The sequence below is a fragment of the Flavobacteriaceae bacterium HL-DH10 genome, assembly GCA_031826515.1.
Classification (GTDB): Bacteria; Bacteroidota; Bacteroidia; order Flavobacteriales; family Flavobacteriaceae; genus Thalassobellus; species Thalassobellus suaedae.
In genome coordinates this window covers 1,652,656-1,679,589 of record CP134536.1, presented here as the reverse complement: position 1 = coordinate 1,679,589, position 26,934 = coordinate 1,652,656, and the positions used below count along the sequence as shown (strand labels likewise).

The 26,934-nt window shown below is 31.5% G+C and carries 22 protein-coding genes and 1 riboswitch; of the genes, 20 read left to right on the top strand and 2 right to left on the bottom strand.

Annotated features, from left to right (window positions below):
* Window positions 1-55: 55 nt before the first annotated feature.
* The 3 genes from RHP49_07325 to RHP49_07315 are packed head-to-tail and all read left to right on the top strand — an operon-like array spanning window position 56 to window position 4,521.
* Window positions 56-1,897, top strand: a complete 1,842-nt coding sequence (locus RHP49_07325; GenBank protein ID WNH14058.1) for a histidine kinase — start codon at window positions 56-58, stop codon at window positions 1,895-1,897.
* A gap of 2 nt (window positions 1,898-1,899) precedes the next feature.
* Window positions 1,900-2,661 carry a LytTR family DNA-binding domain-containing protein gene (locus RHP49_07320; protein WNH14057.1) on the top strand — a complete coding sequence of 254 codons (762 nt, stop codon included), beginning with the start codon at window positions 1,900-1,902 and terminating at the stop codon, window positions 2,659-2,661.
* Between the two features lie 9 nt (window positions 2,662-2,670).
* Window positions 2,671-4,521 carry a hypothetical protein gene (locus RHP49_07315; GenBank protein ID WNH14056.1) on the top strand — a complete coding sequence of 617 codons (1,851 nt, stop codon included), beginning with the start codon at window positions 2,671-2,673 and terminating at the stop codon, window positions 4,519-4,521.
* Between the two features lie 70 nt (window positions 4,522-4,591).
* On the opposite strand, the gene RHP49_07310 is transcribed toward RHP49_07315, so the two are convergent.
* Entirely contained in the window at window positions 4,592-6,460 is a 1,869-nt protein-coding gene (locus RHP49_07310) for a sodium:proton antiporter (GenBank protein WNH14055.1), read from the bottom strand.
* Between the two features lie 103 nt (window positions 6,461-6,563).
* Between RHP49_07310 and RHP49_07305 the strand changes: the two genes are divergently transcribed.
* From RHP49_07305 to RHP49_07225, 17 genes are all read left to right on the top strand, one after another.
* Complete coding sequence (locus tag RHP49_07305) at window positions 6,564-7,412, top strand: universal stress protein (GenBank protein ID WNH14054.1); 849 nt, start codon at window positions 6,564-6,566, stop codon at window positions 7,410-7,412.
* On the top strand, window positions 7,409-9,604 hold the full coding sequence (locus RHP49_07300; protein ID WNH14053.1) for a SulP family inorganic anion transporter: 2,196 nt from the start codon (window positions 7,409-7,411) through the stop codon (window positions 9,602-9,604). Before RHP49_07305 ends, RHP49_07300 begins: the two co-directional genes overlap by 4 nt.
* Before the next feature lie 158 nt (window positions 9,605-9,762).
* The gene (locus RHP49_07295; GenBank protein ID WNH14052.1) at window positions 9,763-10,623 is read left to right on the top strand and encodes an MBL fold metallo-hydrolase; all 861 of its coding nucleotides are present in this window, start codon (window positions 9,763-9,765) and stop codon (window positions 10,621-10,623) included.
* Window positions 10,624-10,743: 120 nt separating this feature from the next.
* Window positions 10,744-12,354, top strand: a complete 1,611-nt coding sequence (locus RHP49_07290; GenBank protein ID WNH14051.1) for a S8 family serine peptidase — start codon at window positions 10,744-10,746, stop codon at window positions 12,352-12,354.
* A 60-nt stretch (window positions 12,355-12,414) separates the two neighbouring features.
* On the top strand, window positions 12,415-14,280 hold the full coding sequence (locus RHP49_07285; GenBank protein WNH14050.1) for a M1 family metallopeptidase: 1,866 nt from the start codon (window positions 12,415-12,417) through the stop codon (window positions 14,278-14,280).
* 140 nt (window positions 14,281-14,420) lie between these two features.
* Window positions 14,421-14,521, top strand: a riboswitch (TPP riboswitch).
* Between the two features lie 110 nt (window positions 14,522-14,631).
* The gene (gene thiS / locus RHP49_07280) at window positions 14,632-14,835 is read left to right on the top strand and encodes a sulfur carrier protein ThiS (GenBank protein ID WNH14049.1); all 204 of its coding nucleotides are present in this window, start codon (window positions 14,632-14,634) and stop codon (window positions 14,833-14,835) included.
* Window positions 14,836-14,857: 22 nt separating this feature from the next.
* The gene (gene thiC, locus RHP49_07275) at window positions 14,858-16,717 is read left to right on the top strand and encodes a phosphomethylpyrimidine synthase ThiC (protein WNH14048.1); all 1,860 of its coding nucleotides are present in this window, start codon (window positions 14,858-14,860) and stop codon (window positions 16,715-16,717) included.
* A 61-nt stretch (window positions 16,718-16,778) separates the two neighbouring features.
* Complete coding sequence (locus RHP49_07270) at window positions 16,779-17,369, top strand: thiamine phosphate synthase (GenBank protein WNH14047.1); 591 nt, start codon at window positions 16,779-16,781, stop codon at window positions 17,367-17,369.
* A gap of 45 nt (window positions 17,370-17,414) precedes the next feature.
* On the top strand, window positions 17,415-18,182 hold the full coding sequence (locus RHP49_07265) for a hydroxymethylpyrimidine/phosphomethylpyrimidine kinase (GenBank protein ID WNH14046.1): 768 nt from the start codon (window positions 17,415-17,417) through the stop codon (window positions 18,180-18,182).
* A 4-nt stretch (window positions 18,183-18,186) separates the two neighbouring features.
* Window positions 18,187-18,828, top strand: a complete 642-nt coding sequence (gene thiE / locus RHP49_07260; protein WNH14045.1) for a thiamine phosphate synthase — start codon at window positions 18,187-18,189, stop codon at window positions 18,826-18,828.
* Between the two features lie 2 nt (window positions 18,829-18,830).
* Window positions 18,831-19,601, top strand: a complete 771-nt coding sequence (locus tag RHP49_07255) for a thiazole synthase (protein ID WNH14044.1) — start codon at window positions 18,831-18,833, stop codon at window positions 19,599-19,601.
* Window positions 19,602-19,610: 9 nt separating this feature from the next.
* Window positions 19,611-20,723: a 2-iminoacetate synthase ThiH gene (thiH, locus tag RHP49_07250; protein WNH14043.1), complete on the top strand. Its 1,113-nt coding sequence runs from the start codon at window positions 19,611-19,613 to the stop codon at window positions 20,721-20,723.
* 154 nt (window positions 20,724-20,877) lie between these two features.
* Window positions 20,878-21,546 carry a DUF3826 domain-containing protein gene (locus RHP49_07245; protein WNH14042.1) on the top strand — a complete coding sequence of 223 codons (669 nt, stop codon included), beginning with the start codon at window positions 20,878-20,880 and terminating at the stop codon, window positions 21,544-21,546.
* Between the two features lie 121 nt (window positions 21,547-21,667).
* Window positions 21,668-22,534 carry a hypothetical protein gene (locus tag RHP49_07240; GenBank protein WNH14041.1) on the top strand — a complete coding sequence of 289 codons (867 nt, stop codon included), beginning with the start codon at window positions 21,668-21,670 and terminating at the stop codon, window positions 22,532-22,534.
* 163 nt (window positions 22,535-22,697) lie between these two features.
* Entirely contained in the window at window positions 22,698-23,870 is a 1,173-nt protein-coding gene (locus RHP49_07235; GenBank protein WNH14040.1) for an XRE family transcriptional regulator, read from the top strand.
* Entirely contained in the window at window positions 23,870-24,379 is a 510-nt protein-coding gene (locus RHP49_07230; protein ID WNH14039.1) for a DUF4411 family protein, read from the top strand. Before RHP49_07235 ends, RHP49_07230 begins: the two co-directional genes overlap by 1 nt.
* Window positions 24,380-24,400: 21 nt before the next feature.
* Window positions 24,401-25,687 carry a DUF4238 domain-containing protein gene (locus RHP49_07225; protein WNH14038.1) on the top strand — a complete coding sequence of 429 codons (1,287 nt, stop codon included), beginning with the start codon at window positions 24,401-24,403 and terminating at the stop codon, window positions 25,685-25,687.
* 56 nt (window positions 25,688-25,743) lie between these two features.
* Here the strand turns inward: RHP49_07225 and RHP49_07220 are convergent, their stop codons facing one another.
* Window positions 25,744-26,934 carry a succinylglutamate desuccinylase/aspartoacylase family protein gene (locus tag RHP49_07220; GenBank protein WNH14037.1) on the bottom strand — a complete coding sequence of 397 codons (1,191 nt, stop codon included), beginning with the start codon at window positions 26,932-26,934 and terminating at the stop codon, window positions 25,744-25,746.

The following is a 26,934-nucleotide window of genomic DNA, read 5'->3' as shown; positions in this document are numbered from 1 at the left end:
TAAGATGAAAAAAATAGCCTTAATTATAATACTAATAATCCCACTCTTTTTAAGGATGATAAATTCTTCCGAAGGTTCATTACTAGTAGAAGTTGAAGGAAATAACTATTCGAAAAAAGAGAAAGACATACATTGGGAGTATGTAAAAGATAAGCTTTTTGAAGGCAAAATAAATAGAAGTAATGAAACTGCTAAAAAATTTTCAGGTCCCATTTTATTTACACTTAAAAATGCTACAAAGAAAGATAGTTTAGCTGTTAGTGAAATTATAGAAAGTTTAAAAAAAGTAATTCCTAATAAAACAATTGAATCTTTTTCAAGTTTTACAAAAAATAACTTTTCAGAATATACTAAGGATAAAACCAATAGAAACACTAAAGTTCAAGGCTATTCTTATTCTGATATTATTTCATCTACAATAAAAATTAATTTTGAAACCGATAAATACAGAAATAAACACGGATCTAATGAACATGTAAAGTCATTATATTTTAGTTTTAAAGAAGACACTAATTTAGAAGACCGAAAAAAATACATACAATATGAAATTTTAAGAACCATCTGTTTTATTCAGGATAATAATGATATACTTTTTTTAAATATCACCTATCCTACTGAGGCTATCTTTAACAGTCCTACTTATAATATATTAGATAAAGAGTTTACTGAAATTGACAAATTTTTGGTTCAGAAGTTATATGCAGATAACTTTAAACAACAATTTTCTAATTATATGTACAAAACTTACCCATGGAGATATGCCAATCTTTTCATAAATAAAAATTTAGCACATTTAAAGGTTTATACATTGATTGGGTTTCTAGGGCTATTAATGTTTGTACTCGCATTTGGGCTTTTTAATACTAGAAAAACAACATACTTACATTACTTTTTTCCTATGCTTGTAATTCTATTAGGGTTAATGAATTTACATTGGATATATAGCTACATTATAGATATTGAACAACCAAATAATAGTTCTTTAAATAAATCCATATACAGCTTTCTGTATGTATTAAGTTCTGCATTAATTATTTCCTTTTTATTATGGATAATAGAACAAAAAATAATCAATAATTACTTAGGCTTTACATATCAATTTGTAATGAAACTAGTTTTAACATTTAGTGTATTACATATTCCTGTGCTAATAGGCTATTTCTTAATTGGAAAAACAAACGAAACACTTCCTGTTTATATTCCTCTATTTTTCATTTTTCTAACCTTAACACTAGGTCGTGGCTTGTTAATGTATTTAAATCATTTCTCAGATTCTTTAGTAAAACAAAAAGAAATAGAATTAAGAAAATTAAAAGAATTAAATACCCAAAACGAACTAAAATCGCTACATGCTCATATTAATCCACATTTTTTATATAATGCATTAAACTCTATAGCAAGTTTAATGCATGAAAGCACTAGTAAAGCTGAAGATATGATTCTTTCTTTATCAGATTTATTTCGGTATTCTATCAACAGAAAAGGAAAGAAAATGAGTACCATAGAAGATGAAGTTGAAATGGTAGAAAACTATTTGAAAATTGAAAAAATTAGATTTGAAAAACGTTTACAATTTACAATTGATGTAGAAAAAGGGTTACTAGAAAAAGAAATTCCCATGTATCTTTTACAGCCACTTATTGAAAATGCAGTGAAACATGGTGTTTCTAAAGTGGAAGCACCTGGAGTAATAAATTTAGAAATTAAACAAGGAAAAAACAGTTTACACATTACTGTTAGCGACAATGGAGACGATTTTCCAGAAGATATGTATAGTGGCTACGGATTACAATCTGTGTATGATTTGTTACGATTATGTTATGGTGACAAAGCGTTCTTAAATTGGACTAACACGCCTAAAAAGAGTATTACAATATTAATTCCATCACAATTATAATCATGAAAAAAACATATACTGTTTTAGTTATTGATGATGAGCGTTTGGCAAGATTACGCCTTAAAAAATTAATTACTAAGTTTTCGGAATTATTCACAATTATAGGAGAAGCAGAAAATGGTTATGAAGCAGAAAAACTCATAATAGATTTAACACCCGATATTATTTTTTTAGACATAGAAATGCCTGGTTTAACTGGTTTTGAATTGTTGAAAAAATTAAAAGTAATACCTATGGTTATATTCTGTACCGCTTTTGAAGATTACTCGTTAAAAGCATTTGAAACCAATAGCATAGATTACTTAATAAAACCCGTAAAAGAAACACGATTACAACAAACTGTTTTAAAAATAAAACAGTTAAACACACATTTTTCAAAAGAGAATCTTTTTAAGGCTATAAACACAATTAGCGAAACCAAAGAGAAAAAAATAATTACGTCTATAACCGTTAAAAAAGGAGATAAAGTAATTTTTGTAAAGATAGAAGACATTAGTTATTTTGAATCTACAGAAAAATACGTGACTATATACACAAATAAAGGAAGTGAACTTATTAAGCAATCTTTAACTCAACTTGAAGAAAAATTACCAAATAATTTTTTAAGAGTGCATAGAGGTTATTTAATTAATACAGATTATGTAAAAGAATTTCAAAAATATTTTAACAACCGCTATGTTATTAATTTACTCAATCATAAAAAAACAGTTATTACCTCAGGAAGGTCTTATAAAGACATTATTAAAACTTACATCAATCAATAAACCAGCATTATGAAAAAGATTTTATCAGTACTACTCGTTGCTTTAACAACTTTAGTTTGTAACGCAAACAATCACAAAAAGGGTTGTAATACATTAGAAGAAATTAATGACGCTCAGATTCCTGAAGCTGTTAAAAAGTGGTTGAAAAGCGAATTATCAAATACAACGACTACAGTATTAGAGAACTTTGAAACACCAGCCTTTTTTACAAAAAGAAAATCAAAAATTATTGGTTATATAAAAGGCTATGACCAAACATTAGGAGCAAAAACAGGTGTGTTTTATTATACCAACCAATTAACAAGAGAAAACAAGCCCAGAGTCATAGAAATTCATGAAGATGGTCGTTTTGAATTGGAATTGCCACTAGAATATCCCATGCAAAACTTTTTTAGAATTAAAAGCCAAGTAATAACCTTTTATTTAGAGCCCGGACAAAACTTATCTGTTATTTTAAACTGGGACGATATAAAACAACCAAGGCGCATTTCCTACCCTCTAAAAAATGTTGCTTACCAAGGTCCTTTAGGAAATATAAATACCAATTTACTGCACTATAAACCGAATTATAACGGAGGTGATTTCCAAGAAAAGGAAGCAATTATGGAACCTGTAGCTTTTAAAGAATATATACTTCAATTTAAAACCAATGCTTTAGACAAAGTTAAAGCTTACGAGCAAAGTGGAGAAATAGATAAAAAGACAAGCGAACTTTTAAAAAATGACATTATACTCGAAACGTATTACTCTTTATTAGATTATTATTCTCCCACTCATACTCCCAGATATGGACAAGGAAAAAGAAAGGCAAATAATATTGATGACACGCTTCCTGAGGACTATTACAACTTTATAAAAGATCTACCATTACATAAACAGTCTATATTGGTAAATCAAAATTTTGCCGGTTTTATAAACAGATTAGAGTATGCACAACCACTACAACCAAAATCAAAATATGAAAGAGTAAGTACAGGTCTTAACACTAGTAGTTTCGTAGAGTTTTTGGAAAGTAAAAATGTAGAATTAAGCACAGAAGAAGAAGAACTTATTAAAATTGCTTTTATCCCAACAAAGGACAGAAAAACATTTTCTAAAGAATTAACAAGTAAAATAAGTGCTTTCAATAAAAAATATGAGTCTTTAAGAAAAGAATATTTAAATTCTATTAAGGATAAAAAAGAATTTGCTCGGAAAAAACATTTTACAAATAAATGGAAAGAACAAGACTCAATAGCTGCCAGTTTAGGAATAAAAAACAATTTAATCTATGAAATTATAAAAACTAGAACATTAAAATTTATAATGGAAGCTGATGGTCTATACAATGATAAAGCTTGGTATTGGTCAGAATTAAAAAAAGATATCAAAAGTCCACATCTAATACAATTAGGAGATGATTTATTTAAAAATGAATTAGCAAAACCAGAGTTTTACGAGTTGCCAGATAACGAACTAGAAACAGCCATATTCAAGAAAATTATAGCACCATATAAAGGAAAAATTGTGGTGGTTCAATTTTGGAATCCACATTCATACTATCAAGGAGAAAGCTTAGAACGAATGAAAAAAAGACGAAATAGCTTTAAAAATAATGATGATATTGTGTTTTTAAATATTACTAACGAATCTAATTCTTCAATAGAAAAATACAATAGCTCTGTTAAAGAAAATGGTTTTGAAAATTCTATAAGAATACCCCAAGACGACTATAATTACATGCGACAGTTATTTAAGTTTAACGCTTCAGTACATGATGTTTTAGTAAAACAGGATGGAGAGACTGTATATAATGATTTTGAAACATGGAATATGGAATATTTTTTAAGTAAAGAATTTAATGTTAAACCAGAAAATTAAAACTAAAAAAGCAAAAACGTAGCGTATTTTAACACGCTACGTTTTGTTATATTAGATAGTTTCAGAAATCTTATTCTTCTTTAGTTTTTTTAGTTTCAATGGTTGGTACCTTTTCAATATCAAAAGGTTTTCCCAAATAAACAAGTTGAAAGCCTTCTTCAATGTTTTTAAACTCTAAATTATGAGACGATATAATATGAAGTTCTCCTTCATTATCCTTTACAAACAAAGGAATAATATCTTCATCACTATTTGAAATAGTAATTAACTCCTCATAATGCGCTTTATCTTCTAAATCAATTTCTTGAATAGATGGGTGTTTTCTTGTTAACTCAATTAAAGAATTAAAATCATCTTTATGTGAAAACAATCCCTCTTTTGGATTATTAGTATCATCAAGCATTTCTTGCGCAGTAACTAACCTAAAAGAACCGTTTTCTCCAAATTGTTTACTAAATTTATTTATGGCATATTTGTTAATCTCTGTATTTCCTGTTAATGCCATTAGGTAACCCACATCGTTTAATTCAATATTATCCATAAGTGTATCTGAATAAATATTGGTAGTTATAGCTTCCAAACCTAATTCTTTTGCTTTTCTAATATTTGTTTCATTACTATCAATAAGCACCACATGCCTATCGTTTGTTTCAAGATAATGCCCTAATAACCTAGAAATTTTAGATGCACCAACAATTAAAATACCTTCAGATTTATTAAGAAAAACACCTACTAATTTTGCAAATAATCGAGCTGTTGTTGCATTTAATAAAACCGTTCCTAAAACAATCATAAACACTAACGGTGTTATATATTTAGCGTCAACAACACCTTTATCGGCAAGTGTTAATCCAAATAAAGAAGCAATACCTGCAGCAACAATACCACGAGGTCCTACCCAACTAATAAAGAGCTTTTCTTTCAGTTCTAATTTAGAACCTTGAGTACTTAAAAAAACACCTATTGGCCGAATAACAAAAACAACTAAAGAAAATAATATAACAGCATTCCAATTATATATTAATAATAAGTCTTCTATATTAATATTTGCCGCAAGTAAAATAAATAAAATAGAGATGAGTAAAACGCTTAAAGATTCCTTAAAATAAAGGAGTTCTTTTAAATATGGTGAATTAGAGTTTCCTAATACCATTCCCATAACCACAACGGCAAGCAACCCAGATTCGTGAGCAAAAGTATCTGACAATACAAAAACGCCCAATACAGCTGCTAATGCAAATACATTTAATAAATAATGAGGCACCCATTTTTTGTTAATAGAGAAATTAATGGCGTGTGCAAACGTAAACCCAAATGTAGATCCAAATAAAACAATTTTTCCAAATTCTATTAATGCTGTTTTAGTAAACCCTCCACTTTCTCCAACGCTAATAAACTCAAAAACAAGTACAGCAACCAAAGCGCCTATCGGATCTATTAAAATACCTTCCCATTTTAAAACTGCCGAAATGTCCTTTTTTAAAGGAATGTTTCTTAAAATTGGCGTTATTACTGTGGGTCCTGTAACTATTATTAAAGCCGAAAACAAAAACGATATTTCCCAAGTTAAATAAAATACAAAATGTGCCGCCAAAGCTGCTCCAAAAAATGTTACTAAAACACCAATAGTTATTAGCTTGGTTATTATAGGACCAACATTTTTAATTTCTCCCGTTCGTAAAGTTAACCCACCTTCAAAAAGAATAATACTTATAGCAAGTGACACAAAATAAAAAAGGCTTTTATCAGGAAACAAACCTTCTTTTCCATTCCAAATAGGTTCAATCCATTTAGAACCATCTTCTGATAAAAATTCTGCAGCAATAGGGCCTACTAATAAACCAATAAGAATTAAAGGCAAAATGGCTGGAATTTTAAATTTCCATGCAAACCATTGTGCCAATATCCCTAATATAATAATACCCGCTAATTCTAACATATTTTATATTCTTTTTAAATTACGAATTTAAGTAAAAACAGATGATTTATTTTTTTAAAAAAATACTATCTTACGAACTTACGGAATAATTAATAGTAATACTGTGTCTTTAAAACCTTTTAAAAGTATTGGAATTGGGGTAGCATATTCTCCCAACTTAAAAGCGAACCTTTTTGAGGCAGCTAGATTATCAGTGTTTTTTAATTCGAAGTTATTTTTAATACATGTTGGCGATGCTTCTGAAGAAAAAGTAAACATGCTAAAAGTTATTCTTAAATCTTTTGAAAAAGACAAATTAGATTATGAAGTTGTTTTTAAAAAAGGAGATCCTGTTAATGTCATCTTATCTGTTTCAGAAGAAAAAAAAATTGATTTATTAGTTCTTGGAGCTGTTCAGCGAGAACGCTTTGTAAAATATTATGTAGGTTCTATCGCTAGAAAAATTACACGACAAGCAAAATGTTCTATTTTATTACTAATAAAGCCTTCTGTAGAGCGTGTACCTTGTGAGCATATTGTTGTTAATGGATTAAAAGACCCTAAAACAGAACAAACAATAACAACTTCTTTTTATGTTGCAAAACAACTTAAAGCACAAAAAATTACCATTGTAGAAGAAATTAATCAGCAACAAGTAGCTGTTAAAGTTGATGATGATAAATCGCTTAGAAGAGCATCTATTATAAAAGAGCGTATTAAACTAAGAGAAAACTCTAGAATTAAAGAAATTATAGAACATATTCCTGAAGAATATACAAGTAATATTATTATAAAATCTCAACCTATATTTGGTAAAAAAGGCTACTCTATTGGTCATTATGCTCAAATTTCTCGTGCCGATTTATTAGTTATGAATGCGCCTTCAAAAATGACTTTTTGGGATCGTTTATTTCCGCATGATATTGAACATATTTTAACCGAATTACCAACCGATGTATTAATCTTGCAATGAGCCCTAAAAAGAATAACATAAAAGACTTTTTAAAAGCCTTGCCCAAAAACATGTTTTCTGGTTTTGTGGTTAGTCTTATTGCATTACCTCTAGGTTTAGGGTTAGCCATGGCTAGTGATGCACCTCCAATAGCAGGTATTATAGCAGCCGTTATTGGTGGTATTATTGTTTCTATACTTGGTGGTAGTCATGTTACTATTGTTGGACCTGGAAACGGTTTGGTTGGGGTGCTTTTAGTTGCCATAACAACACTTGGAATAGAAAGTGCCTATGTTGCCATTATGTGTTCGGGCGTATTATTACTTCTTTTAGGTTTTTTTAGAATGGGAACCCTTGCCGATTTTTTTCCATCATCTGCTATTCAAGGTATGTTAGCCGCCATCGGACTTATTATTTTAGGTAAACAATTCCATATTATGTTTGCCCACAAAATAAAACGAAATGATACTATAGATTATCTTTTTGAAATTCCCTATACAATTAATGACGCTGTACATTACGAAAACAAAGGTTTAATTTATGCAGCATTGGCAGGTATTTTAAGTTTAGCTATTATGCTATTTTATTCTAAAATTAGAAATAAATATTTACAACTTATACCAGCACCTATGTGGATTGTTATTCTTTCTATTGGGTTTAGTTACTATTTTGAAATAGGCTTACACGAGCCTAACCCTATTGCTAAAGAATATATGATTTCTGGTATTCCAAGTATTCAAACCATTATTGCTGACATTCCGCGTCCAAATTTTAATGGTATTTGGAACCTATTATTTTGGGATAGTGTGTTATCACTTACCCTAATTTCAAGTATAGAATCTCTTTTAAGTATTAAAGCCGTAGATAAATTAGATCCAGAAAAAAGACGTTCTAACGTAAATAAAGATTTAAAAGCTTTAGGTGTAGCTACAATAGGTAGTGGGCTTTTAGGAGGTTTAAATGTTGTAACAGTAATTGCTCGTAGCTCGGTAAATGTAAACAATGGTGCTAGTAATAGGTCTTCAAACTTTTTTCATGCTTTGTTTTTAGTATTGTTTATTGTACTATTTAGCACGCAATTAACTAGAATTCCTTTGCCTGCTTTAATGGCTATATTAGTTTATACGGGTTACAAATTAGCGTCACCAAATATCATCACAAAAATATTTTCTATAGGCAAAGAACAACTTATTATTTTCTTTGTTACACTCATTACTACTTTAAAAATAGGACTAATTACAGGTATTATTTCTGGCGTAATTACAACACTTATTATTCATTTTATTATTAATAAAAGTGTTGGTTTATTTGTTAGAAACCTGTTAAAACCTAATGTTTTAATGTACACAGAAGCAGAAAGTGAAAATAGTTTTTACGTAAGCGTAAAGCACTTTTGTAGCTTTTTAAATTATTATAAACTTAAGCAACATTTAGATGCTGTTCCTGAAGATCAAAATGTTATTGTAGATTTTTCTATGTGTGAATTTGTAGATCATACTGTTATGGAAAACATGTACAGTTATCAAGAACTATTTAAAAAACGTGGTGGTTATTTTGATGTTATTGGTTTAGATATGCATGACACAGATTCTAAACATCCTTTTGCACTAAGACGCATGCTTCCTGTTCCAAAAATTATTAAAAAGAACTTAACAAGGCGTCAAACTAGTATGGAAAGCTTAGCTAAAGACTATCTTTACAACTACTCTTCAAAAAAAATAAAAGAAGCGACCTTTTTAAACAACTTTTTGTTCTTTAATACGAAACACATCAATCATATTTACAATAAACTTTCACATAAAGATAAAGCCATCAAATTGTTTGATATTGAATTTTCTGAAGGTGAATTTATTGCAAAAGAAGTCATTAGAACCACTATGCTTCATATTGATTTAAAATATAATATCCCAAAATTCACATTAGATAAAGAAGGATTTTTAGAAAAAGTTTCAGCCTTTGCAGGGTTTAAAGACATCAATATTGAAAACCATCATGATTTTTCACATCGGTTTCATTTATTAGGAGATAACGAAAGAGAAATAAGCCGTTTTTTTAATGATGAACTTACCCATTTCTTTGAGAGTAATCCATATTATCATGTAGAATCTAATGGAAACGCCTTACTCATTTTTGGAAAAGAACGCTTAGCAAGCATAATGGAAATTAAAGCTTTATTCGACTTTGGTAAACGTTTAAAAAATGTAATAAACTAAATCTTTAAAAAAAATACTTTCAATTTATAACATAAATTAAAAAATAAAACACAAAAAATGCATTTTATCTTCAATAATCAATAAATTTTATGTTTTATTCTTAATATATTCTTAACATTTATAAGCATTAATAATAGTTTTCTTAATTTTACACTCCTATGAATTTATACCCAATAAACGCTGGAAATTTTAAGCTAGATGGTGGTGCTATGTTTGGTGTTGTGCCTAAATCTATATGGCAAAAAACCAATCCTGCCGATGCCAATAATATGATTGATTTAACAGCGCGTTGCCTACTTATTGAAGATGGGAACAGGCTTATATTAATTGACAATGGTATGGGCAATAAACAATCTGATAAATTTTTTGGATATTACTTTCCTTGGGGTGATTTTACTTTAGATCGCTCACTAAAAAAACAAGGATTTCACCGAGATGATATTACCGATGTTTTTTTAACACATTTACATTTTGATCATTGTGGAGGCAGTATTCAATGGAATAAAGACAAAACAGGTTACGAACCTGCTTTTAAAAATGCTGCTTTTTGGAGTAATAAAAACCATTGGCAATGGGCAACTCAACCTAACAGACGCGAAAGAGCTTCCTTTTTAAAAGAAAATATTTTACCTATGGAAGAAAGCGGACAATTAAAATTTACATCGCTTCCTGAAACGGATATGCTTAAAAATTCTGAACTTGATTTCGATATCTTTTTTGCCGATGGGCATACCGATAAACAAATGATTCCTATGATACATTACAAAGGAAAAACCATTTGTTTTATGGCAGATTTACTACCTACTGTTGGACATTTACCTCTTCCATTTGTTATGGGGTACGACACTAGACCATTATTAACATTAAACGAAAAAGAAAAATTTCTTAATATGGCAGCCGACAATAATTACTACTTGTTTTTAGAACACGATGCACATAATGAAATTATTACAGTGACTAAAACAGATAAAGGGGTCAGATTAAAAAACACCTTTTCAACTCAAGACATATTTAATTAAATAAAATAGACTAACTCAAATATTTTTATATGAAACATCCATGACTATAAATTTAGTCAAACAAAAAAGCGACTATATGGATGTTACATTTGCCCTTTGAAAAACAATAAATAAAAACACATGAAAACAATTAAAATTCTATCACTTTCAGTACTTGCTACTGCTTTATTTTATGGCTGCGGAAGTACTGCAGATATTCTATCAACTCCTATTGAAAATATTGACAGTTCACCATTAAAAGTATCGGAATTAACAGAAAATGAAAAACATACTTGGGGACACTTAGATTTAGTAAAAGATACCATTCCAGGAATGAGTGTTGAAAAAGCATATAAAGAGATTATTAAAAATAAAAAAGGAGAAACTGTTATTGTTGCGGTAATTGACACTGGAATTGATATCGATCATGAAGATTTAAATGATGTGATTTGGACCAATAAAGAAGAAATTCCAAATAATGGAAAAGACGATGATAAAAACGGCTATGTTGATGATATACATGGTTGGAATTTTTTAGGTGATGGTTATAACGAACAATTAGAATATGTACGCATTCTTGCAAGTGGAGATACCAGCAATACTGAGTACTCTAAAGCCCAAGCTGAATACGATAAAGAATACCAAAAATACAATGGTTATAAAACCAATTATGAACAAATTTTACAGCAAATTACAAGTGCTGATGATGCTATTACAAAATACTTAGGTAAATCTGATTATACCAAAGCAGAGGTAAATGCTATTAAAACAGAAGACGAAGCACTAACCCAAGCTATACAAGTTGCCAAATACATGTACAGTAATGATATGGATTCTTTAAGCGAGGCAAAAAAAGAAATAAAAAATGGCTTAGAAAGTATAAATGATCGTTTAAACTATAACCTAAACAAAGCATTTAAAGGACGTATAAATGATGATAACCCAGATGATATGTCTACTAAATTCTACGGTAATGGAAACATAAAACCTGTTAAAAAAACAGAAAGCCACGGTACACACGTTGCTGGTATTATTGCAGCCGAACGCAATAACGGAAAAGGAGCGAATGGTGTGGCTAATAATGTTAAAATTATGAGTTTAAGAGCTGTTCCAAATGGTGATGAGTACGATAAGGACATTGCACTTGCTATTAGATATGCAGTTGATAATGGTGCCAAAGTTATTAACGGAAGTTTTGGCAAATACTATTCGCCTCATAGTGAGTGGGTTCGTGATGCTATTACTTATGCTGGAAAAAATGATGTGCTTTTTATTAATGCAGCAGGAAATGAAGGTGCCGATATAGACATTACAAATGTTTACCCTAATGATGCTATTGGCGTGGGTCCAGAAGTTTCAAATACATTTATAACTGTAGGTGCTTTAGAGCCTAAATATGGTTCTGGTATGATAGCTGGCTTTTCTAATTATGGTAAAGTAAATGTAGATGTATTTGCACCAGGCGCAAAAATATATTCTACAACACCAGAAAATGAATATGACACAAAAGGTGGTACTTCAATGGCTGCTCCAGCTGTTGCAGGTGTTGCTGCTTTAATTCGTTCATATTTCCCTAAATTAAGTGCTGCTCAAGTAAAGCAAATTATACTAGACTCTGGTTTAGCTATTAACACAAAAGTAATTGTTGGTGGTGATACTAATGATATAAAACCTTTTGCAGATTTAGTCAAATCTGCAAAAATGGTTAATGCTTATAATGCTTTAATAATGGCAGCAAAAACAGCTAATTAAATAACTTATTTTATAATAAAAAAAGAGGCCTTAAAGCCTCTTTTTTTAATTTTCAACACTATGAAACGTTTATTTATTTCTGCATTTAGTTTACTATTTTTAATCTCTTGTAATAGTACAAAAGAAATAACATCTACTACAGCACCTTTACCACAAACACACTTAACTCCTTTATTATCAAACACTAACAAAACATCTTCGTATTGGCAACAGCATGTAGATTATAAAATGGAGATTGATATGAATGTAAAAACATATCAATATAAAGGAAAACAAACTTTAGTATATACCAATAATTCACCAGACGTTTTAAACAAGGTGTTTTACCATCTATATTTTAATGCCTTTCAGCCGGGTAGCGAAATGGATGTACGCTCACGAACTATTGCTGACCCTGACGGACGAGTAAAAGACCGTATTAGTAAACTTAAACCAAATGAAATCGGGTATATTAAAGTAAACGCATTAAATCAAAATGGTATAGCTTTAAAATACGAAACAGTAGGCACGGTTTTAGAAGTAGATCTGGCAAAACCTATTCAACCAGGAGAAAGCGTAACGTTTATCATGAATTTTGACGCGCAAGTTCCTGTGCAAATACGTCGTTCAGGAAGAAATAATAAAGAAGGAGTTGCCTTATCAATGGCACAATGGTACCCAAAACTAGCCGAATACGATTTTGAAGGTTGGCATGCCGACCCCTATATAGGTCGTGAATTCCACGGTGTTTGGGGGAATTTTGATGTAAAACTGACTATTGATAAAGATTATGTTATTGGTGGTACTGGTTATCTTCAAAACCCGAATGAAATAGGTTATGGTTACGAAACTGGAATTGTAAATAGACCAAAAGGCAATAAACTTACTTGGCATTTTGTAGCACCAAATGTGCATGATTTTACATGGGCTGCCGATCCTGATTATAATCATGATACCATGCAAGTACCTAACGGCCCATTACTCCACTTTTTCTATAAAAATACTTTATCAGAAAAACAAAAAGATAATTGGAAAAGAATTCAGCCTAAATCTGTAGAATTCATGCAATACTACAGTAAAACAGTTGGTAAATATCCTTACAAACAATACTCTATTATTCAAGGAGGTGATGGTGGTATGGAATACGCCATGTGCACGCTTATTCTTGGAGAAGGTACCTATGAAGGAATTATTAAAGGCACTATTTCACATGAAATGGCACATACATGGTTCCAGTTCTTATTAGCTTCAAATGAATCTAAACATCCATGGATGGATGAAGGCTTTTCAACCTATATTGAATATAATGGCGTAAACACTATTTTTAATGAAGGAAAAACAAATCCTTTAAAAGATATTTATAACGCTTATATATATCTTGCAAAATCTGGAAAAGAACAACCACAAACTACTCATGGAGACAGATATAATTTTAACAGATCTTATAGCTTAGCCTCTTACTATAAAGGCGCTGTGTTTTTGGCACAATTAGGTTATATAATGGGGGAAGACAATTTACAGCTTACTATTAAAAAATATTTTAACGATTTTGCTTTTAAACACCCAAAACCACTTGATATTATTAGAACTGCCGAAAAAATATCTGGATTAGAATTAGATTGGTATTTAACTGATTTTACTCAAACCACCAACACTATTGATTATGGTATAAAAACAGTTGAAAATAACACTGTAACTCTAGAACGTATTGGCATCATGCCAATGCCTATCGATTTAACAGTTACTTATACAGATGGAACTACCGAAGATTTCTATATTCCGTTACAAATGATGCGTGGCGAAAAACCAACCTCAGCAACTATTATAAAAGACTGGGCTTGGGCATATCCAACTTACACGTTCGCAACTTCAAAAACAGTAAAATCTGTAGAAATTGACCCAAAAAACATGATGGCCGATATTAACAGAGAAAACAATAAAATGTAAAGTAAAATTCGCTTCATTTTAAATGAGTTCCATATTCAAAAGGCTTCTTTTTAATTAAAAGAGGTCTTTTTTTATAGCCACAATAATCAAATTATTTAAAATATATAGTACTAACACTTTATTTTTTAATACCTTCGTCATGTAAACTTTAGGGGTGTTCTAAACCTATTTTTAGAACTGAGACATACCCTTTGAACCTGATGCGGTTAGTACCGCCGAAGGGAAAAGTTGAATAGCCTGTTTCAATACCGACTAGCACATCTTTTCATAAATGCACTTCTCAAATCGTGAAGTGTCTTTTTTCAAAGTCATTACTTTCCTCTACGGTTTACAATATAAAATGTATTGTAAATGATAACGATTCACCTTAACGAACAAGCTCTGAATATTGATAACAACGTCAATATTTCACAGCTTCTGCAACAGGAAAATTTTCCACAAATTGGCATTGCTGTAGCCATCAATCAACAGATTATTTCCAAATCCAATTGGGAAGAACAATTACTTCAGGATGGCGATAATATTCTCATCATTCAGGCAACCCAAGGCGGATAATTACTTTGAAAACCACAAAACAATGAAAAATAAAGACACAGCACCAAAAGCAGGGCAAATTACTAGAAACCCGTTTCCAAATTCTAAAAAGATTTATGTTTCAGGGAAACTCCATCCGCAAATAAAAGTGGCTATGCGTGAGATTGCCTTAAGCGAGACAAAAGATACCTTTACCGAAAAATTAACCCCAAACGAACCAGTAACGGTTTATGATACCTCTGGACCTTATACCGATCCGGAAAAAGAAATTAACGTGCATAACGGTATTGAACGCATTCGCGAACAATGGATTATAGATCGCGGCGATGTCGAGCAATTAGATCAATTTTCTTCTGAATATTGTAACCAACGTTTAAAGGATACGAGTTTAGACCACATGCGTTTTGCACATTTAAAAAAGCCATTACGAGCTAAAAAAGGGAAGAATGTTACCCAGATACATTACGCAAAACAAGGCATTATTACGCCAGAAATGGAATACATCGCCATTCGCGAAAATCAGCGTATCGATGAAATGACCGAGATTAGAAAACAACATCCGGGTCAAGATTTCGGGGCTTCAATTCCAAATAAAATCACACCAGAATTTGTACGTGATGAAGTTGCTCGTGGTCGTGCCGTGATTCCTTCAAACATCAATCACCCTGAAGCCGAACCTATGATTTTAGGGCGTAATTTCTTAGTGAAAATTAATGCGAATATTGGTAATTCAGCAACCACATCATCCATTGAAGAAGAAGTTGAAAAAGCGGTTTGGGCATGCCGTTGGGGAGCCGATAACATTATGGATTTATCTACCGGGCAAAACATTCATGAAACCCGCGAATGGATTATTCGAAACTCACCAGTTCCTGTTGGAACAGTACCTATTTATCAAGCTTTAGAAAAAGTAAATGGCGTTGCCGAAGACCTAACATGGGAAATTTTCCGTGATACCTTAATAGAGCAAGCAGAGCAAGGGGTAGACTATTTCACTATACACGCCGGAGTACTGTTACGTTACGTACCAATGACTGCCAAACGTATTACCGGTATTGTCTCTCGTGGCGGATCCATCATGGCAAAATGGTGTTTGGCACATCATAAAGAAAGTTTCTTATATACGCATTTCGAAGACATTTGTGAGATTATGAAATCGTATGACGTTGCTTTCTCTTTAGGTGATGGTTTACGTCCAGGCTCCATTGCCGATGCTAATGATGAAGCTCAGTTTGCTGAATTGGAAACCTTAGGTGAACTTACTCAAATTGCTCGTAAGCATGATGTACAATGCTTTATTGAAGGCCCTGGACATGTACCCATGCACATGATTAAAGAAAATATGGAGAAACAAATCGAGGTTTGTGATGAAGCGCCCTTCTATACTTTAGGTCCGTTAACCACCGATATTGCTCCGGGATACGACCATATTACTTCGGGTATTGGAGCCGCTATGATTGGCTGGTATGGCTGTGCCATGTTATGTTATGTGACACCTAAAGAACACCTTGGTTTACCAAATAAAGAAGATGTTAGAGTAGGTGTGGTAACCTATAAACTAGCCGCTCATGCTGCCGATTTAGCAAAAGGGCATCCAGGAGCACAACACCGCGATAATGCCTTAAGTATGGCACGTTTTGAATTCCGTTGGGAAGACCAGTTTAACCTTGGTTTAGACCCAGAACGTGCGCGTGAATACCACGATGAAACCTTACCAGCCCAGGGAGCTAAAATTGCTCATTTCTGTTCAATGTGCGGCCCGAAATTCTGCTCCATGAAAATTTCTCAAGAAGTGCGTGACTTTGCTAAAGAAAATGACATTGTAGAAAACGAAGTCATTAAAAAAGGGATGAAAGAAAAGTCTCAGGAATTTAAAGAAAAAGGTTCTGAGGTGTATCTATAGTTTAAATGTTAACCTTAAAATGAGACCCTGAAATAAATTCAGGGTGACAAAATAAATAAAAATGGTAGTTCTAATTGCTCCTGAATACGATATTAAAAATGAAATGGTAATCCTTCACGAGTTGTTTCGTGAAGGATTACCATACTACCATTTTCGAAAACCACATTATAATTATGAAGAGTATTGTGAGTACTTAAATCAAATCGATTCACAATATCACAATAGAGTTGTGGTTCATCAGTTTCATGAGCTTTTTCAACATTATAATTTAAAAGGCATTCACTTTCAGGAAGCAAAAAGGAGAGAAGTCTCTGTTGAAACTCTTGAAAACATTAGAAACAAATACAAGATAAGCATGAGCAGTTCATTTCATTCTCCTGAAGAACTCGGCGATTGTAAGTTCAATTTCGATTATCACTTGTTAAGTCCGGTGTTTTCATCCATTTCAAAACAAGGCTATAAAGGGCAGGGGTTTGATGTAAATCATATCAATAAAACCATCATTGGTATGGGAGGCGTCACCACAAAAAATCTTAACGAATTTGATAAACTGGGGTACCAAGGTATAGGTGTTTTAGGTGGTATTTGGCAAAGCCCATCTCCTATAAACGATTTTAAAAAGATGAGAAATCATTTTCTATTTAAGTCTTAAATAATTAAAAAGATACTGAAACAAGTTCAGCATGACAACCATTTTATGCAAAACGACAAAAAATACATATTATCCATTGCGGGATTCGACCCGAGTAGCGGGGCAGGACTCACTCAGGACATTAAGACTTTTGAAGCGCATGGTCTTTACGGGTTATCGGTTTGTACCGCCATTACCGTTCAAAACGATGTGGATTTTAAACAATGTATTTGGACGAATCCTAAAATTATTTCAGCACAAATTAAAACCCTATTTGAACGCTTTCATATTTCAGTAGTTAAAATTGGGATTGTACAATCTTGGGATATTTTACTCGATATTTTAAAACAATTGAAAGATTTAAATCCTGAAATAAAAATTGTTTTAGATCCTATTTTAAAAGCCAGTTCAGGTTATGATTTTCACTCTAAAGACCATCAAAATATTCTGGATGCTATTTGGATATCCTGTGACATTATCACCCCAAATTACGACGAGATTAATAGTTTATATCCAAATTTAAGTGTTCAAGACACCCTCGAACACATGTCATCTTTAACTAATATTTATCTAAAAGGAGGTCATCGAGAAGATAAAAAAGGCTGGGATGAATTGTATTATAATCGCATTGTAATGGTAAATATTCCGCCAAAGGCTGAAACCATTTCCAATAAACACGGTAGTGGTTGTGTCTTATCCTCAGCTTTAGCGTCCAATTTAGCTTTAGATATTCATTTGGAAGACGCCTCAAAATTGGCTAAATATTATACCGAACGGTTCTTAAATTCTAACACAAGTTTACTCGGTAATCAAACCTATCAAACAAAAAAATAACAATATGAACATCGCTAAATTACATTATATATCACAAGGAAAAACGCCGGAAGAGCATCTTAAAAACATTCAAAAGGCCTGTACTTTTGGTGCTGAACAAGTTCAACTTCGACTTAAAAATACAGATGAGCATATCATAATAAAAACGGCTGAAAAAGCCAGAGAAATTACAGCGCATTACCAAACACGATTAATTATAAATGACCATTACAAAATAGCAAAAGCAGTTAATGCTGATGGCGTTCATTTAGGAAAAACTGATACTTGTCCAGCTATTGCTCGAGAGTATTTAGGGAAATGGTTTATGATTGGAGGTACGGCTAATACGCTCGAAGATTGCGAATATTTAATTAGTAAAAACGTCGATTATATTGGTTTAGGACCTTTCAGATTTACGAAAACTAAAAATAATTTAAGTCCTATTTTAGGATTGGAAGGCTACCAAACCATACTTGATGAACTAAAAACCCAAACTCCAATTATAGCAATTGGAGGCATTGTTGAAAACGATATTTCGCAACTTTTACAAACTGGAATTTATGGTATTGCGATGTCTGGAGCCATCACTAAGGATTTCAATACCATTTCAACGTTCAATAAATTACTAAACGCATCAGCAACACAAGAACAACGACACACTTTTTAATTATGAACGATTTACTAACCATAGCAGATAAAACTTTTCAATCGAGATTATTCACAGGAACGGGGAAATTCAGTTCTAATCAACTCATGTCCGACGCTTTAATGGCCTGCGAAAGTGAATTAATAACCGTAGCTTTAAAACGAGTAGATGTAAATAACGAACAGGACCAAATGCTAAAAAGCATCATGCGTCCACACATTAATTTACTACCAAATACCTCTGGCGTTCGCAATGCTAAAGAAGCTGTTTTTGCTGCACAATTAGCTCGAGAAGCTTTAGAAACCAATTGGGTTAAACTAGAAATTCATCCAGACCCAAAATACTTATTACCCGACCCCATTGAAACCCTAAAAGCTGCTGAAGAACTAGTAAAATTAGGTTTTGTGGTGATGCCATACATTCATGCCGATCCTGTTTTATGTAAACGTTTAGAAGACGTCGGAGCTCAATGTGTGATGCCTTTAGGTGCACCAATTGGAACGAATAAAGGCTTAAAAACTTTAGATTTCCTTGAAATTATCATCGAACAAAGCAATGTTCCTGTGATTGTTGATGCCGGAATTGGAAGTCCGTCGCATGCTGCCTTTGCTATGGAATTAGGTGCCGATGCGGTTTTAGTAAATACCGCTATTGCCGTTTCACAAAAGCCTATTGAAATGGCCAAAGCTTTTAAAATGGCGGTTGAAGCCGGTCGTATAGCTTACAACGCCAAACTGGCGACGGTGAAACATCACGCTGAAGCCAGCAGCCCTTTAACCAGTTTTTTAAACTAAGATTTCATTATGAACACTTCGTTTCAAACCATTTTCGATACCTATAATTGGGAAATGACTTTAAACAGTATCAACGCGAAAACAGCACAAGATGTTGAATTTGCTCTGGCTAAAACCAAACGCGATTTAGAAGATTTTAAAGCGCTTATTTCGCCAGCAGCCAGACCTTATTTAGAGCAAATGGCACAACAAAGCCGACTGATTACTAAAAAGCGTTTTGGGAATACCATTCAAATGTATGTACCAATGTATTTATCTAACGAATGCCAAAACATTTGCACCTACTGTGGCTTTAGCATGACCAATAAAATTCCGCGTAGAACCTTAACCGATGCCGATATTTTAAAGGAAGTCGCCTTCTTAAAATCTAAGGGCTATGACCATATTTTACTGGTTACCGGTGAAGCGAATAAAACCGTTGGTGTGCCCTATATTAAGCATGCCATGGAGCTAATTAAACATCAATTTTCTAACATTACCATTGAAGTTCAGCCCTTACATCAACAAGAATATGAAGAACTAATTGAAGCGAATTTATACGCCGTTTTAGTGTATCAGGAAACCTACAACCGCGCCGAATATAAAAAACATCACCCGAAAGGTAAAAAATCGAATTTCGATTTCCGACTAGAAACACCAGACCGTTTGGGACGTTCAGGAATTCATAAAATAGGGTTGGGTGCCTTGTTTGGTTTAGAAGACTGGCGTGCCGATAGTTTCTTTACTGCTCTACACTTAAAACACCTTCAAAAAACGTATTGGAAAACCAAATATTCCATTTCTTTTCCACGCCTAAGACCACATAGTGGCGGTCTGGAACCTAAGGTTGAAATGACCGATAGCGATTTGGTTCAAACCATTTGCGCTTTCCGGTTATTAGACGACGATGTGGAATTATCTATGAGTACTCGCGAAAGTGAAACCTTCAGAAATCACATTGTGCACTTAGGAATAACCTCATTAAGTGCTGAATCGAAAACCAATCCTGGGGGGTATGTGGTAGAGCCACAGTCATTAGAACAATTTGAAATTTCAGATGAGCGTTCTACCGAAGCAATTGCTAAAATGCTTCAAGAAAATGGTTTAGAACCCGTTTGGAAAGACTGGGAAAACACTTGGTAAATTACCTTGGAGTAAGCTCATGAGGTTTTTTACATAAACAAAAGTTTATTTAGAAGTAAACTACAGAGTGTTTTAATCTTGATTATCGAGTAGAATTTGAGATTGCGTTACTTTTAAAGTACCTTTAGTCTTTTAATATTCTCAACCTAAGAACATGCTAAATTCAATTAAAACAAAAACCATTAAAATATTAAAAATTTTTAGTCTTGCCCTAGTGCTATCTTCAGTTTCTGGTTTCGCTCAAACCGAAAATTTATTAGATAAAGCCAGTAGCTGGGTTAAAGAATTAAATCTTAATGACGAAGCCAAAGAAACTACAATAACCTCATTAATAACATCACATTTAACAGCTGTTCGCAACTGGCACAATAGTCATCCTTTTGAAACTGTTCCAGCAGGAATAAACCCTAGAACAGGAGAACAACTAACTAATTTAGATCGTTCTATTATCGCAGATTCAGCAATGCCTCAATTGGTACATGAAACTCTTATGACAGGGCTTAGAGCTAATCTTAATGAAGATCAAGTAGAAAAAATTCTTGATAAATATACCATTGGAAAAGTAGCTTTTACTTTAAAAGCATATCATGCCATCGTTACAGACCTTACAGCAAAAGAAGAAGCAGTGATACTAAAAAATCTACAAGAAGCACGTGAAATGGCTATAGACTATAAAAGTATGAAGCAAATTTCAGCTATTTTCGAAATTTATAAAACTAAAAATGAGCAATACTTAAACGCAAACGGTAGAAGCTGGAGACAACTATATAAAGATTACGGCAAGCGCAGAAAAGCAGAAAAAGCAATGAAAAAAGAAAAATAAGTGCTTTTTATTGTAGTTCAGCAACTTGACTTTGTCAGAAAAATTTGCTAACTTCGTTTAACGTATGATATAAAACATTAAAACGATTTCATATCAACGTAGTTAGGCAACAAGTTAAAAAATGAACAGAGACTACACCAAAACTAAATTTTCATTTCAATCCTTTAGGAGTCTAAAAAAAGGACTCGGAGAATTTGATGCTGTCGTAGAATGTAATGAATTAGCCATAAGAGAATTTACAAGTAACCTATCAAAAACACTAGATAAAGAATCATATATACAAGCTCTTGCCGAAAAACATAGTGTAAAAGTAGATACCGTTTCTATAAAACTTTTTGAATCACGAATTAGGCAGTTTTATATAATGTCTGTTATGCAAAAAGCTGAACAATTTTTTGATGAATTTAAAAAAGAATACAAAAGTTACATTCCAGAATGGACAGATAAAAAAGATGGTGAAACTGACTTTGACAATTTATTAATTAACACTTTTGGCTCCTTAAAAAATGGAATTAGAGAAATCGAAGAAGAAGTTTATTTTGGCTATGAATATTACAGATTTGTGAGAAATCGATTCGCACACTCTGAAGAAAAAGATAATAAAAAACTTAAATTATATCTTCAAAAAGTAAAAACCTATAAATTATTTTATAACATAACATTTCATTCTAATAGAGAGCCGAATGAATATAAAGAAATTGATTTCAATGATTTTTTATTAATAACAAATATTATTAAAAACATCGGTTACACTCTTTGTGAAAAATGCAAACCAAATAATCAAATACTTGCAGAAATAATATCCAAAAAAGAAATTACAACAAAATCTAATAAAAAAATCAATCAAGTAAAGTCTCTTTCAAAACTTAAAAATAATAGTCATAGATATTCAAATGCAATTGGAAATCTCTTAAACTCAAATTTTGGAAGAATAAATGAAACTGATAGAAATGAAATTATTATAAACTTAAATCGCATTCTAGCTTAAAGGTTGACCTAGTCATTAAAGCGTCCCCTCCACGAAAGTCTTCTTGAAAACTTTCGTGAAGAGGAGATTGAAGGTTCGATTCCTTCAGAATGCTCAAAAGAATTAACAAGTAAAGTGGAATCAATACTTCAAAAATAATACTAGATTTGTATAAATAATAATAATGGCAGATAAAGCATTTTTAACACCAAAGATTTTAAAGTGGGCTCGCGAGTCTGCTCGAATCTCTGTTGATGATGCTGCAAATAAAATCAAAGTATCTTCTGAAAGATTATTGAGTTGGGAAAATGGAAATGATTATCCGACTATAAGGCAAGCACAAATTTTAGCAAAAAGTTACCGAAGACCATTTTCTTTGTTTTTTTTACCCGAAATCCCTAAAGATTTTCATCCATTAGAAGATTATAGAAGAGATTCATCATTGAAACTTGATACTGCTTCATTATTTATTATTAGAGAAGTTCAACAAAAACAAAATTGGATTAGCGAACTGTTTGAAGATAGTGGCGAAGATATTTTACCTTTTGTAGGTAAATACTCTTTAAGTGATGACCCAAATATTGTTGCTCAAGACATTCTTAAAACATTAAATATTAACCCAGAAGAATATTCTAAAACACCAATTAATGAATGGGTTGATAAAGCGGAATTAGCTGGTGTATTTATTTCTAGAACTAGTTTTTTACATTCGAGACTTACTCTTGATAAAGATTTAATTCAAGGTTTTGCTATTGCTGATAAATATGCACCATTTCTGTTTGTGAATTCTAAAAACTGGAATGCTCCGCAACTATTTACTTTAGTTCACGAATTAGCTCATATTTGGATTGCCAAATCTGGAGTTTCTAATGAAATCGATATTGATTTTACTGATAAACCAAAATCAAAATTTCATCCTGTTGAGCTTTTCTGTAATCAAGTTGCAGCTAATGCTCTAATGCCAAAAAAATTAGTAAGTCAATTTGGTAGTGATGTATTTGCGTCAAATAAGGAAATATTTAAAAAAGCAAAAGAATTAGGAATTAGTTCTTTTGCTCTAATAGTTCGCGCTCTAAATTTAAACTTGATTTCACAATCAGAATACAAAACTCTTAAAGATGAAGCTCAACGAGATTTTGAATTATTTCTTGAAAAGGAATTGATAAAAAAAGAAAAACAAAAAGAAAATAAAAATGGACCAAATCCATATTTACTTCGATTGAATAAAAACAGCAAATTATTCACTAGAATAGTTATGGATTCTTTTAGTACGGGAATTATTTCTCCTTCAATTGCGAGTAATTTATTAAATACTCCAATCAATAATTTTCAAAAATTCGAAAAACTATTAGCTTAATGTTTGAAAGAGAAAACCCTTTATTCTGCATAGATGCAAACATTCTCATTCAAGCATGGCAAAGTTATTATTCACCATCAATTAGTCCTACATATTGGAATGTTTTAAATGATTTAGGTAAAAAAGGAATAATTTTCATTCCTGAATTAGTATTTGAGGAAATTGAGAAAGGTGAAGACGACTTATTTATTTGGCTAAAAAACAGCGATATACCTGTTAGAAAAATAGATGGAGCTGTTACAAATTGTCTAAAAGAAATTTACGCTAATAATCCAAAACATAAATATTTAGTTGCGAGTAACGGAATACATTCAAAAGCAGACCCTTGGGTTATTGCACACGCAATGAACGAGAAAGCTATTGTTGTAACAAAAGAGAAAAAGGATTTCAGTAAAAAACCAACGAAAATTAAAATCCCTCACGTTTGCGATAATATGAAAGTTAAATGGATGGATGATTTTGATTTCGTAAAAGAGTTAAATATTATCTTTTCTTGTGGAATAAAATAAAGCCAGTAAGTAACAAGATAAATGAACTACAATCTCTTCCAAAGGAAAGAAACAGAGATTTCTCAAAAAGAACTAGATTGGATTGATGAAAATCTAGATGAAATTTCTAAAAAAGAAAACGTCTTATTCATATTCCAAGCTGAACACGAAGCTCTCGTTATTACAAACAAAAGCATTTACTTTCCGAATAGAAAGTCCTTATTAAAAGTTCAATATTCTCAAATTAATAAAATTAAAATTCGAGGAGATTTCCACATCGAATTTACGCATCTTGACCTCAAAAAATATACAATAGTATTTGTTAGCCCAATAGATAAAGTTAAAATGATTTTAGCTTTAAATCTATTAAAGAAAAATGAAGCAAATAAAGTAGAAACTACTTTCGAGGATATTGAAAATTTATTTAATGATTTTACAGTTATTAAATTTCCGCCAAATCAAGACCAGCATAAACTTCCACAAGTTTACTTGAAAGAATTTGGATATTTAAATAAGGAACAATGGATGGTATCAATAATAAAAAAAGGCGAAAAATTCACAAGACAGAAAAGCATAGGTAGTTTTACGGCTGAAACAAATGTATTCGATATTGAAAGTGAAGACGATAGATTTCCTAGAATGTTTGAATCTCTTAATTGTGATTTAGAAAACCTATATCACGAAATGTTAAAAGATTTGGATGATAATGATGAAATCCCAGACAAATGCTGGGAAATAATCGTTCAATTTACACCAAATATGATGATAAGGTCGGATTTTTGGAGGAGTTTTATCAAAGGAATTTTAGAAAGTGAGCATAAAAACACTTTTTTAGAAATCACTATAAGTGTACTTTCTAAATCTTATGAAGATTTACAAAGCTTAAAAGAAAAAGACTTTTATAAGCTTATTAGTGAAGGAGAATTAACAAATAGCAAACTCAATAGAGTATTAATACTTTTCCTAAATTATATTTTTCATCATTTAAAACCACTCAAACTTATTGTTCTTGAGGCACCAGATGGTAACGAATTTTACACTTCTGATTGTCCAGTTAATTTCATACCTAATCAAATAGAAGGAAAACTTGGTCTATTTAGTATAAATACAGAAGTCTATTTCCCTTTATCACCAAAGTATTTAGCATACTTCCATTTTGAAGGCTCAGAAAATTCAAATCCAATTTTTAAAGAATTGAAAAATCGAGGTATTTACAAAGTTATTGATATAATGTCAGAGGAAGAATATTACAATTTAATTCAAAATTTAATTATTAAAGCTTCAGACGAACTAATAATTATACCAAAAGAACTGAAATTAAAAGGTTGAATTAATAAAACCAGTTGCCAAACACGTTAAACGAAACTTCTCAAAAAACCCTTAAATTAATACCAAGGTTCTTTTTTATACATACGTGTTTTAGCAACTCGTTCGCGATTATTTAGTCTTAAATGCGTGTTTGTAATTTGTCTATTTCTATAACCTAACAAATGAAAAAATGATTTCGCAAAAAACTTAGCTATTTTTAAGTTTACCTGTAAAATACCCTCTTTTTTATTTAACCAATGAATACCAGGTAAAAATGCCAAAAAACTATCTGTTTTAATATGTCTTAAAATTATTGACAATTTTAATAAAAAAGGTTTTATAGGTTTAATAATAAAAAAACCTTCGGCACCTTTTTTTTGGTATAATGGCATGAAAATACGACCACTACATGGAGAAGTTATTTCAATATCATTATTAATAGCCAGTTTCGTTCCTTTTTTAATACTTTGGAAACTTTTAAAACCGTTTAGCATTATAAAAGTATCGTGCTGTTGTATTTTATGAAGATAAATAATTTCAAAAACATCTACAATATGAATTGTTTGAGTTTGTAATTGTTTATAAAAATTAGAAAAACCTACGAGACCTTTCTCATTTAAAACTCCAGAAAAAACTAAGGTTAAATATATAAAAGCAATAGTATTGGTTATGGAGCGTAAATCATCATGCTGTCCAGATTCGAACCCCAATGAGACATAGCCTAATTCGTTTATATAACTTAATAAGGGTCCATGTAAATATTCTTCTATACCTAAAATAATAGGTACAGGAAATTGTTTAGAAAATTTTCGGTTTATTAATGCATCATTAATAGTAATAAAAGGTAGTGTTTGACTAGATGTAGTATGTAAATCGATAAAATAAAATGGTGGCTGATTGGTTTTTAAAATATCATTTAAAACCTCTAATAAGGCTATTAACTCTTTCTCATCGGCATTTAAATTAGATTTTTTTTTAATGGCTTCAATACTTTCTTTTGTCCATAACCTGTTTAAATCTTTTTCAGTATATCTCTGGTTTTTTTTAAGTGCTGATAAGTTTCCCGAAACCCCAAAAATAGTACCCTTTACATAGGATGCATTTATACCTGCTAAAGTATCTTTTATAGCAAAAACACCAGCTGTTTCATTACCATGAATACCACCAAAAAACACAACTGTTGGTCCTGGATGAGAACCTTCAATTTTATCAAGTATTCTACCAACAGCTATTTTATTATTTAAAGCTTTGCTATATACATCAGTCAT

Excerpts from the sequence above, each read along its gene's own strand:
- RHP49_07325 (WNH14058.1), top strand. The coding sequence starts at position 56 with ATGATAAATTCTTCCGAAGGTTCATTACTAGTAGAAGTTGAAGGAAAT.
- RHP49_07320 (WNH14057.1), top strand. The coding sequence starts at position 1,900 with ATGAAAAAAACATATACTGTTTTAGTTATTGATGATGAGCGTTTGGCA.
- RHP49_07315 (WNH14056.1), top strand. The coding sequence starts at position 2,671 with ATGAAAAAGATTTTATCAGTACTACTCGTTGCTTTAACAACTTTAGTT.
- RHP49_07310 (WNH14055.1), bottom strand. The coding sequence starts at position 6,460 with ATGTTAGAATTAGCGGGTATTATTATATTAGGGATATTGGCACAATGG.
- RHP49_07300 (WNH14053.1), top strand. The coding sequence starts at position 7,409 with ATGAGCCCTAAAAAGAATAACATAAAAGACTTTTTAAAAGCCTTGCCC.
- RHP49_07295 (WNH14052.1), top strand. The coding sequence starts at position 9,763 with ATGAATTTATACCCAATAAACGCTGGAAATTTTAAGCTAGATGGTGGT.
- RHP49_07290 (WNH14051.1), top strand. The coding sequence starts at position 10,744 with ATGAAAACAATTAAAATTCTATCACTTTCAGTACTTGCTACTGCTTTA.
- RHP49_07285 (WNH14050.1), top strand. The coding sequence starts at position 12,415 with ATGAAACGTTTATTTATTTCTGCATTTAGTTTACTATTTTTAATCTCT.
- thiS (WNH14049.1), top strand. The coding sequence starts at position 14,632 with ATGATAACGATTCACCTTAACGAACAAGCTCTGAATATTGATAACAAC.
- thiC (WNH14048.1), top strand. The coding sequence starts at position 14,858 with ATGAAAAATAAAGACACAGCACCAAAAGCAGGGCAAATTACTAGAAAC.
- RHP49_07270 (WNH14047.1), top strand. The coding sequence starts at position 16,779 with ATGGTAGTTCTAATTGCTCCTGAATACGATATTAAAAATGAAATGGTA.
- RHP49_07265 (WNH14046.1), top strand. The coding sequence starts at position 17,415 with ATGCAAAACGACAAAAAATACATATTATCCATTGCGGGATTCGACCCG.
- thiE (WNH14045.1), top strand. The coding sequence starts at position 18,187 with ATGAACATCGCTAAATTACATTATATATCACAAGGAAAAACGCCGGAA.
- RHP49_07255 (WNH14044.1), top strand. The coding sequence starts at position 18,831 with ATGAACGATTTACTAACCATAGCAGATAAAACTTTTCAATCGAGATTA.
- thiH (WNH14043.1), top strand. The coding sequence starts at position 19,611 with ATGAACACTTCGTTTCAAACCATTTTCGATACCTATAATTGGGAAATG.
- RHP49_07245 (WNH14042.1), top strand. The coding sequence starts at position 20,878 with ATGCTAAATTCAATTAAAACAAAAACCATTAAAATATTAAAAATTTTT.
- RHP49_07240 (WNH14041.1), top strand. The coding sequence starts at position 21,668 with ATGAACAGAGACTACACCAAAACTAAATTTTCATTTCAATCCTTTAGG.
- RHP49_07235 (WNH14040.1), top strand. The coding sequence starts at position 22,698 with ATGGCAGATAAAGCATTTTTAACACCAAAGATTTTAAAGTGGGCTCGC.
- RHP49_07230 (WNH14039.1), top strand. The coding sequence starts at position 23,870 with ATGTTTGAAAGAGAAAACCCTTTATTCTGCATAGATGCAAACATTCTC.
- RHP49_07225 (WNH14038.1), top strand. The coding sequence starts at position 24,401 with ATGAACTACAATCTCTTCCAAAGGAAAGAAACAGAGATTTCTCAAAAA.
- RHP49_07220 (WNH14037.1), bottom strand. The coding sequence starts at position 26,934 with ATGACTGATGTATATAGCAAAGCTTTAAATAATAAAATAGCTGTTGGT.